The organism is Cupriavidus sp. 01L46 (genome assembly GCF_056399905.1).
Genome location: NZ_JBFTSF010000063.1, coordinates 24,125 through 34,496, shown reverse-complemented (window position 1 = coordinate 34,496; position 10,372 = coordinate 24,125). Strand labels below are relative to the sequence as shown.

Here is a 10,372-nt window from a genome sequence, read left to right as displayed (position 1 = left end):
CTTGTGCACACCCCCACGCGCAGCGCTGGCGTTGCGCCGGTGCTGGATACCGCCTTTTCATAAGGTTCATCCGATTTTCGTGCGGGTCGCTTCGTAGGTGGCGAAATGGCAGGAGACGGTTTCGCATCTCCGCACGCGGGTATCCTGCGCTAGCGAGTGGATTGGTGCACGCCAGGTCCTTAAGACGTTGATGCAGAGACCATTCGACGATGGTCGATGGTCGATGGTCTGCTGCGGCTCATCCTCCGTTCATGGCATTGTCGTCGTGAGGTCTTGTCCCACCTTCCACTCGCGCGCCAGCCGCTCAGACTCGGCCCGCTGTTTGGCACTCAGTTCCGCGGCCATCCCGGTGCGCAACGCCATGTCTTCCGAACCCGGCTTGGCCTCGCGGGTCGACAGCAGCACCCAGGCGTAGGCCAGCACCATGTTGCGCGCCACGCCGAAGCCATTCTCGTAGGCGGCCGCCAGGTTATTCTGGCCGGTGGCATGCCCTTGCATGGCGGACTTGCGCAGCCATTCCACACCTTCGCGCTTGTTGCTCAGGACCACGCCTTCGCCTTTGATCAACATGCCGCCCAGGTTCGCTTGCGCGTCCGCAAGGCCCTGCACGGCCGCCTTGCGCAGCCATTTGACCGTCTCGCGATCATCCACCGGCCCACCTTCTCCGAAGTGGTACTGGAGCGCCAGGTTGTACTGGGCCGGCCCGTAGCCTTGCTCGGCCGCCAGGCGGAACCAGCGCCTCGCCTGCGCAAAATCCTTGGGCACGCCGTCGCCCGACGAATAGAGATTGCCAAGCTCATTGCGCGAATCCGCGTCGCCCTGCTCGGCGGCTTTGCGCAGCCAAGCCACGCCCGCCTTCATGTCCTCCTTGACACAGGCKCCGCGAATATAGGCAATGCCCAGATGGCCCTGGGCCGCGGCCACGCCAGCTTTGGCGCGCGCTTGCAAGGTGGTGGCGGCGGGCTCGCACTTGCCACCGATCATCGCCGCGTACAGGTCCTCGGCCTCTCCAGCCCAGACGCTGCCCGCAGCCATGGATATGGCGGCGAGTCCGAGCGTCAAGGTACGGCGTGTGTCGTTTTGCTTCATTTCGGTTCTCGGTAAAACAGGGCGCCAGCTTACTGGTGGCATGCCGTCAATAGACTAGGACAAGTCCTAAAATGCAAGCGTCGGCCGCGCCGGGCGCTGCACCCGTCGCCAACCGGTTGCCAGCCGGTCGCTTCGAGCGGATTCAACCGTCATGCCCGGGCCTGTCACCGCGCCGATATCAATGCGTCCGGACAGCGAGATGACTTTCAGAACAACTACCTGACGAAGTCGGTAAATCCCAGATCGGATGGCGCATATCGGTGCCATCCTCGATGGATACCGCGCCGGCTAATTGGATCGGTACGAGAGAGATTGCGGTGATCACGGAATTCGCCGCCCAAGCGATGCCTTATTGTAAGATAAATCTTCTAAATTTAAGATTTATACCAAAAATGATGATCTCTGCCAGGATGTAGCAAGGCGTGGCGATGCTGAACCGCACAAATAAATGCCCGGCTAGCTAGCCACCATATGGCCTGAGCAGTGGCAGGGGCTCGCCAACCGCAAAGGGAACGCTCGCAAGGCATGCCAGGAGGTGATTGGCAAACTCACGCGGACGAGCACCCTGAGTCCGTATTTCCGCGCGCTCATCCTTGGTTCATCAAGAAAAGCGCTAATGCTCTCCGGTTCCAAAGCGGCCCTGGCGCTACTTGCACCAAATCCCATAAAACCTGTCCCCCCTCCAGGAGGGGGGGAATCTTCCGATTTCCTGCCGTTAGCCATTCTGCAGCGTGGTTCCGTATGCTCTCGGAATTGTGCTGCTTAGAGCATAACAAGATGGCGCGACGCGAAGACGATCGCCCGGATCATCACAAATAGGAAAGGCGGGAACGGGATTGCAGCGCAACGGTTCGCATTGGCGATTCAAGCCATGACTCACGGGCCATTCCGCAGCGCCAACGTCCCTATGGGACAAGGGGATCAAATCGTGCATTTCAACAGCCTGACCATCAAGGGCAAGCTCCTGCTGAGCTTTAGCCTGCTAGCCATCATCGCGCTATCCATTTCCGCTTTGTCGCTACGCGCGCTGAGCCAGACCACGGACGGCTTTTCCAGCTACCTGCATGGCATCAACGCGCGCGCCGAAGTTGCCGCGCAGGTGCGGACCGCTGTCGACCGGCGCGCTATCGCGGCGCGCAACCTGGTGCTTGTCACCCGCCCCGAGGACCTGGCCCTGGAGAAGGCAGCAGCATTGCGCGCGCATGAAGATGTGCAAGCGCAGCTGGCAAAGCTCAAGGACATGGTGTCGGGCACCAGCGACGCCAGTGACACCGCACGCAACCTGGTGCGCGAGATCGACCGCGTGGAGTCGCGCTATGGTCCCGTGGCCATCGCCATCGTCGACCTCGCGCTTGCTGCCAAGCGCGACGAGGCCACCCTCAAGATGAACGACGAATGCCGCCCCTTGCTGGGGGCGCTGGTCAAGGCGACCGACGCCTATACCGAGTTCACCAAAGGCCGCCAGGTCGATACGGTGCACAAGCTGGAGGAGGACTACGCCGCGCAGCGCGACCTGCTGATCGTCATGTCCATGGCTGCCGTGGTGCTTGCCGCGGTGGGCGGCCTGCTGATCACGCGCTCCATCACCCGGCCCATGCAAACGGCCGTGGACGTGGCGCAAACGGTAGCGCGCGGCGATCTGGGCAGCCAGATTGCCGTGGTGGCACGAGACGAGACCGGCCGCCTGCTGTCGGCCCTGCGCGACATGAACGAGCGCCTGACGCAGATCGTTTCCCGCGTGCGCCAGAGCAGCGCAAGCATCGCCGGGGCGTCGGCGGAGATCGCCGCGGGCAATGCGGACCTGAGCCAGCGCACCGAAGAGCAAGCGGCCTCGCTCGAGGAAACCGCCGCCAGCATGGAAGAACTGACCACCACGGTGCGCCTGAGCAGCGAGAACGCACGGCAAGCCAACGAACTGGCCCGGGAGGCTGCCGATATCGCGCAGAGCGGCAGCACGGCGGTTGGCCGCGTCGTCGATACGATGCAGGGCATCAGCGCCAGCTCCTCCAAGATTGCCGACATCACCGGCATGATCGAAGGCATCGCCTTCCAGACCAATATCCTGGCGCTCAACGCCGCGGTGGAAGCTGCCCGCGCCGGTGAGCAAGGCCGCGGCTTTGCCGTGGTGGCCAGCGAGGTGCGCAGCCTCGCGCAGCGCTCGTCAAGCGCCGCCAAGGAGATCAAGGAACTGATCGCGGGCTCTCTCCAGCAGATCCAGGATGGCTCCACGCTGGCGGGCGAAGCCGGGCAGACCATGAATTCGGTGACCAAGGCGGTCGCGCGTGTGAGCAGCATCGTGGAAGACATTGCCAGCGCGTCGATGGAACAAAGCCGCGGCATCGAGCAGGTGAACCAGGCGATCTCGCAGATGGACCAGGTGACCCAGCAGAACGCTGCCATGGTGGAACAAGCCGCCAGCGCATCCCGCGCGCTGCAGGAACAGGGCCAGGAGCTCAACGAGGTGGTGGCGTTCTTCCGCCTGCCCGGGTCCGGTGCCCCGGCGTCATCCCGGGTGCCGCTGGCACATTGAAAAACGTGATTCTTATGCTGGCTCACAGTCATTGAATTTCATCGTAATGCCCGCTCCTCATCATAGGGCGGAGGCCAAGGCAGCACATTCCACCGCGCCGCACGCCGGGGTAGATTGCGCTATTCAGCCTCCTGACAAATCGAAGCGCCGGAATTGAGATGTCTTCGGTTTCGTTCTTTGCCAGCTACATCGGGGATTACCCAATTTCAACTTCGCCATCATGATGGCCTACTGTGCCGGTGGGTGTCGGGCTTCTCAGGTGCCCCATTGGCCGCATCGGCGCCATGGGTCCGCCTGGCCGCATCGCACAGTATGTGAACGTGCCGGCAGGCCGACATCCGGTCGCAGGGAGCCAGGAATTGGAGACGTAGGCTGTGGCAGTTGAACGACCCGTAATTTATTTAGTCGACGACGATGACATTGTGCTCTGGACATACCATGAGTTGCTTCGTGGCCTTGGCACGGATATCAGGACATTTGTTTCCGCTCGCGATTTTGTCGAATCGTACCGGCCGGCGCCGGTTGAATGCCTGGTCTGCGATCTGCGCATGCCGGGGATGTGCGGCCTGCAGGTGCAGAGCGAGTTGGCCGGCATGGGCGTTCTTCCGCCTACCATCTTTGTTTCCGCTTACTCCGAGGTCTCTTCGGTGGTCAAGGCGATCAAGGCGGGCGCGCTCGATTTTCTGGAGAAGCCCGTCGATGGCGCCATGCTGGTACAAAAGGTGCGAGGCGCGCTGGAACGCAGCCGCCAGATGTTCGCGCAGAGGCTGGCCTCGGCCGACAAAAGCACCCGGCTTGCACTCCTGACCCCGAAGGAGCGCGTCGTTGCCTGGCATGTCACGACTGGCAAGACCAGCAAAGCGATTGCCATGGAACTGGGAATCAGCGTGCGCACCGTGGAAAATCACCGGGCGCACTTGATGGAGAAACTGCAGGTCAAATCCGCGATTGAATTGACAACGCTGCTGCTCGATTGACCCATCCTGATTGACCCATCCTGCCAGGCCGCCAATGAAATAGAAGTCGCGAAAGCCAGAAATCAAGGGCCCGTCAGCTGCCGGCACGGGGCAGGAACGCTGCCGCCGCTTTTATGCTTCGCGACTCGTCGCAGGAAATCATGATCAAGCGTTACTTCAGGAGTCTGCGAGGGACAGGCGGGAGAGAGGTCCGCCAAAATCTCGTCATGACGGCGGTCGCCGTCGCGCTGCTGCTGGTCTTGAGCCACGAGGTGCTCCGGGGCCTCGAAAAGCAATTTCACCGGAGTGCCGAAAGCCGCCTGAAAGCCGTGCTGCAGGCGATATCGGACCTGGACCGGACGATGGGAGAGGATTCGGCGGCGCGAGTCGGGACCATTGCCGAGAACCCCGCCCTGATAAAACTGGTGAAACGTATCCTGGCCGATCCCGGCCGGGCCGATCTGCTGGCTGAATTCGATCAGTGGATCCTGCCGATCTACAGGAGCCGGGGCTTCGACGGTTATGCCCTGATCCGGGCGGACCATGCCGTTCTCGCGACGAGCAGCCCGCGCTATGCCCACTTCTCCAACTTGACCGAGCAGACCGTACGCACGTTGCGGGGGGCGCAGGCGCTCGGCGTTGCCATCTCGCGGCCCACTGTCTCGACGCTGCCGCTCATGGTTCAGGGCGTCGAACAGCCCGCCGGGATGTTCTATCAGCTTGCGTGCGCGCGCATCGATGCGGATGGACGGGTCGCTGGCTTCCTGTGCCTGCGTATCAATCCCTACGTGAGGCTGTTCAAGATTCTCAAGGCGGGCCGGATAGGCGAAACGGGCGAGGCTTACGTGATCGATTCCTCTGCCCGCATTCTCTCCCCGATCCGCGCCTCGGAGCGCGAGGGCGCGCCCGATCGTACGCGGCGGGACGTCGCTGAGGCGCTATGGGCGAGAGTGCCCGGCAACCGGCCTGCCGCCGATCCGCCGGTGCGCGGCCGCCCCGGCGATGCCCCGACGAAACTTGCGTTGCAACTGCTGATGGATAGAGGCAAGGAGGCGGTGGACGCCGAGGGCTATGACGGCTACGACGGACACAAGGTCATCGGGGCTAGCCGATGGTTGGCTGACCAGGACATGGGGCTGGTCGTCGAGCTGCAGGTTGACGAAGCTTATCAGTCCTACTTCCTGGTTCGCACGGCGATCGTGGGTCTTACCGCGATCGCGATCGGTCTGATCCTTGCGCTGGCGGCATTCCAGTGGCGCGCGCGCCGCGGCGTGCGCGAGAACGAGGAGCGCATGCGCGCATTCCGCCAGCATGTGCCGACCGGGCTGGCCTACATGAGCCCCGAGGGCGTGGGCATCATGGCCAATCGCGCTTATGAGGAAGGCCTCGGGGTGGCGCCAGGCGTTACCGTGGGATGCCGCGTCTGGGACATCATCCCGAATCGCCGCATCGCACAGATCAGCCGCGCTATGCACGAGCTGGTACTGGCCAGCGGACTACCCCAAAACCAGGTGCATACGACCAGCCCGCGGGACGGCGAAGAGCGCATCTTCCGCGTGGTCAAGTTCCCGGTGCGCGGGCCTGACGACGCGGGCATCATCGGCGTCGGTACCGTGGTCGCCGATATCACCGAGCAGGAGCGCACCCGGCAGGCCCTGGAGGTGCTGACCAACACGCTGGAAGCACGCGTCGAAGAGCGAACGCAGCAGTTGACGGCAGCCCGCGAGGCGGCGGAATCGGCCGCACGCGTCAAGGCGAAGTTCCTGGCCAATATGAGCCACGAGATCAGGACGCCGCTCAATGCCATCATCGGCATGTCGTATCTGGCGCTGGACCCGCTCAACCGCGAACGCGCGGACAAGCTGGAGCGCTATCTGGTGCGCATCGGCGCATCCGCCGGGCACTTGCTGGGGATCGTCAACGATATCCTGGATTTCTCGAAGATCGAGGCGGAAAAGCTCACCATCGACGCGCGCGAGTTCTACCTGTCTGAACTGCTGGATCGTGTCACTGGCCTGTTCTGGGAAACGGCGGAAGCGAAAGGCATCATGATGTCCATTTCCACGTCTCCCGCGATTCCGCTTCGGCTTGTCGGCGATCCGCTGCGGGTCGGGCAGATCCTGATCAATTTCCTGAGCAATGCGCTGAAGTTCACGGATCGCGGCGAGGTCTCCCTCCGAGTCAGGGAGACGCTCAACCGCGGCAGCCATATCGGCTTGTGTTTCGAGGTCGAAGACACGGGCGTGGGCATTGCTCCGGATGCGTTGCCCGAGCTTTTCACGCCGTTCCAGCAACTGGATAGCGCGATGAACCGCCGCTTCGAAGGCACGGGGCTAGGGCTCGTGATCAGCAAGAAGCTGGCGGAGCTCATGGGCGGGCGCGTCTTCGCGCGGAGCCAGGCTGGCGTGGGAAGCCTCTTCTCGTTCGAGGTGTCGCTGGAGATGGCGGGAGCGGACCGGGCGGCCGCTCCGGGCGCCAAGCTTTCGCATACGGCCATGGCACCGTCGGATTGCAGCTCTCTCGCCGGGCCGGCATGGCAGGCGTTGCACGGGCGCAGGGTGCTGCTGGTCGAAGACAATCCGATCAATCAGGAGGTCGCGCGGGATCTTCTCGAACTGGCGGGCATGGACGTGCATGTTGCCGGCGACGGTCAGCGGGCGCTGGTGGCGCTCAAGGAACACGCATTCGATATCGTGCTGATGGACATCCATATGCCGGGCATGGACGGTATCGAGACCACCGGCGCGATTCGCCACGGGCTGGGTCTTCATGCCCTGCCGGTGCTGGCGCTGACGGCGGACGCGATGTCGGCGGACCGCATCCGCTGCATCAAGGGCGGGATGAACGATCACATTTCAAAGCCGATTGACGCACAGGCGATGTTCCGCACCATTGCGGCATGGCTGCCGCCCGACGCCGCGCCATCGGGCGCGGCTCGCAGCCCGGCTKGCGCGGGAACGGCGATGGCGGCGCAGGCGAGGCCACAGGCGTTGGCGGTGACGCAGGCCCTGAAGGGCGTACCGGGACTGGATGCCGCCGCGGGGATCAAGCTCTTGTTCGGCCGCGAGGATATTTACATCAATCTGGCCAGGCGCGTATGCGCCGAACGCGCGGACGTGGTAACGCGGATCCATGAGGCCATCGGGGCTGGCGACTTTGGCCAGGCAAGCCTGCATGTCCATGGCATGAAGGCCGTGCTCGGCATGCTTGGGGCAGCCGAGCTCGCGCAGGCATGTTCGGTGCTGGACCGTGGCTTGCAGGATGACCGGGCGGATGCCGTGGCGCTCTCCACGCTGGCCCGGGACTTCCCGGCGCTGATCGCCAACCTGCGCTCCGCGTGCGCCGTGGGCGCGGTATAAAAAGAGTCCAGAGCCATCCCGGCGCGTGAATCTGGCGCTTCATCCGCAGGAGGGGACACAGGGGAGTGCTGTTTCCCTGCAAGAATCGGCCATGCTGGTAAGCCTCACACGCCAGGCACGCTCTGGACCGGAAAAAAGGGGGGGCGGCCGTGACATCGTGCCCCGGAGTCGCCAACGTTTCAGCGGCTCTCCACACCGACCGGGGCAGCGCACAGGTCGAGTCCGGTGGACAGCAACCTGAGCGACCACAGTTCAGCCTGCGTGAATGCGCCGTCGATCGTCACCCATGGGTAGCGGACACCGGAGATCGTGTTCTCGAAGGCGATCAATGTCGCGTCGCTGTCGACCGCGCAAACGAAGCGCCGGATGCCGATCCTCGGATGCCGTACCTCATAGCGCGCGCGATGTTGGAGCCGGAACTCGTTCTTGCCTTCCCGGGTCACGATCCATATCGCGTGCTCCGGCGGCCCGGGCGCCAGCGCATTGAGCACKCCGCTTAACCAGTCGTCATACGCCAGCGAGGTTTCGCCGCTGCCCACCGCCGTCATCCACTGGTCGATGCGCAGGGTATGGCGAACAGTTTGTTGATGCGTTTCCATGCCTCATGATGGCTTGGCGACGGCTGCCGCGAAAGAGTGGAATTACTCAGGTCGCGCACCCGGTATTCGCTTCCGTTGCCAGGGGGAGAAATGGGGGAGGAGGAGAGTATTTTTACTCTTTCCGGTCCAGCGGGAACTCGTGACAATGCGGCCGTTGCTTCGATTCAGCGAAAGACGGGCCTCGATGCCTGCATGGACTCGCTGTTGGCCGGGCAACATGCCGGTTTGGCACATGGCGTGTGGCGGTGCCGGCAATGCGGACACGTCTTTTGACGTAGTCGGCGTGCATTGAAGCGATTGCGGGGGTGTCAGTGTCAATGCCATGCGACCGATGTCCGTTTCTCTTGGGAAAGCCCACCTCGGTGGGCTTTTTTTTTGCCACGCCGCCCGGAGTGGGGTTAACGGCAGCGGATGCCAATACTTGATCCCCTCCGCAAGAGGGGGCTGAATTGCGGCGCGAGATGGCCGTTATGGCAAGACAGGGGCCGGGACGCCTGGGGTTGTTGCGTCCCGTGCAATCTGTGGCCAAGTCCGGGCGAAAAGCGAACCGGTGCGAGTAATCCGCTATGTCAACGCAATATGACGGCATGTCTTTCGAAGCGCGCCGGAAACGCCGTCTTGTTGCCTGCCCGGCAAGTATCCCGACCTGAATCTCCCCATGCGCTCTGATAATGCCGACGCCCAGCCCACGATTCTTGTGGTGGATGATCTTCCAGAAAACATCGCGATGATGGCCGCGTTGCTTCAGGATCGCTATCGGGTGAAGGTGGCGACCTCGGGCAGCGCGGCGGTGCGCATCGCTACGGCGGCGCCGCCAAGCCTGATCTTGCTTGACGTGATGATGCCGGACATGGATGGCTACGAAGCGTGCCGGCAGCTCAAGGCGAACCCGGCCACGATGGACGTGCCGGTAATCTTCCTGACGTCCCGTACCGGTGAGCACGACGAGACGCGCGGGTTCCAGGTGGGCGCGGTGGACTACATCATGAAGCCGCTCAGCCCGCTGGTGATGCACGCGCGCATCGCTACCCATCTCACCCTCAAGAACGCCAGGGATTTCCTCCGGGACAAATCGGCCTACCTGGAGCAGGAGGTGCAGCGGCGGTTGCGGGAGATCTCCGTGATCCAGGACGTCACCATCATGGCCATGGCATCCCTGGCGGAGACGCGCGACAACGAAACCGGCAACCACCTGCGGCGCACCCAGCACTACGTGCGCCGCCTGGCGCAGGCGCTGCGCCACCATCCTCGCTTTTGCGAGGAGCTCAACGACGAGACCATCGAACTGCTGTTCAAATCGGCGCCGCTGCACGACATCGGCAAGGTCGRCATCCCCGATCGCATCCTGCTCAAGCCCGGCAAGCTGACCCCCGAAGAGTTCGAGGTCATGAAGACCCACACCACGCTGGGGCGGGACGCCATTGCGCATGCCGAGGCACAGTGCGGCACCCCCAACTCCTTCCTGCGCTACGCCCGCGAGATCGCGCACTATCACCAGGAGAAATGGAACGGCAGCGGCTACCCCGACGGGTTGTCGGGCGATGCGATTCCGGTCTCCGCGCGCCTGATGGCGATCGCCGATGTCTACGATGCGCTCATCAGCCGGCGCGTCTACAAGCCCGCGTTTCCCCACGAGCAGGCGGTGAGGATGATCGGCGAAGGGCGCGGCAGTCATTTCGATCCGGACATGGTGGACGCGTTCCTGGCCATCGCGCCGGAGTTCCTGGCCATTTCGCAGCGCTACGCGGACACCGACGCCGACCATGCGCGCGAGGCGGCATTGCTGGCCGCCAATGGCTATCCCGCCACGACTGCCACGACCGCTACGACGCCTTAAGC

6 protein-coding genes are annotated in these 10,372 nt (G+C 63.4%); 4 read left to right on the top strand and 2 right to left on the bottom strand.

Annotation, left to right across the window (positions count from 1 at the left end; translation table 11 throughout):
* Positions 1-249 precede the first annotated feature (249 nt).
* Positions 250-1,089, bottom strand: a complete 840-nt coding sequence (locus tag AC1DS3_RS13655) for a tetratricopeptide repeat protein (protein ID WP_441639498.1) — start codon at positions 1,087-1,089, stop codon at positions 250-252.
* Between the two features lie 928 nt (positions 1,090-2,017).
* Here AC1DS3_RS13655 and AC1DS3_RS13650 point away from each other — a divergent pair.
* The 3 genes from AC1DS3_RS13650 (at position 2,018) to AC1DS3_RS13640 (ending at position 7,934) form a co-directional block, all read left to right on the top strand.
* Entirely contained in the window at positions 2,018-3,619 is a 1,602-nt protein-coding gene (locus AC1DS3_RS13650) for a methyl-accepting chemotaxis protein (protein WP_441639497.1), read from the top strand.
* A 374-nt stretch (positions 3,620-3,993) separates the two neighbouring features.
* A complete protein-coding gene (locus AC1DS3_RS13645) occupies positions 3,994-4,596 on the top strand; it encodes a response regulator transcription factor (RefSeq protein WP_441639496.1) in 603 nt (200 codons plus the stop codon).
* Positions 4,597-4,736: 140 nt separating this feature from the next.
* Complete coding sequence (locus AC1DS3_RS13640; protein WP_477127361.1) at positions 4,737-7,934, top strand: response regulator; 3,198 nt, start codon at positions 4,737-4,739, stop codon at positions 7,932-7,934.
* A gap of 179 nt (positions 7,935-8,113) precedes the next feature.
* Here AC1DS3_RS13640 and AC1DS3_RS13635 read toward each other — a convergent pair whose 3' ends face one another.
* Positions 8,114-8,533, bottom strand: coding sequence for a hypothetical protein (locus AC1DS3_RS13635; protein ID WP_441639494.1), 420 nt, complete (start codon positions 8,531-8,533; stop codon positions 8,114-8,116).
* Positions 8,534-9,191: 658 nt separating this feature from the next.
* On the opposite strand from AC1DS3_RS13635, the gene AC1DS3_RS13630 reads away from it, so the two are divergent.
* Complete coding sequence (locus AC1DS3_RS13630) at positions 9,192-10,370, top strand: response regulator (protein WP_477127360.1); 1,179 nt, start codon at positions 9,192-9,194, stop codon at positions 10,368-10,370.
* The last annotated feature ends 2 nt before the right edge of the window (positions 10,371-10,372 follow it).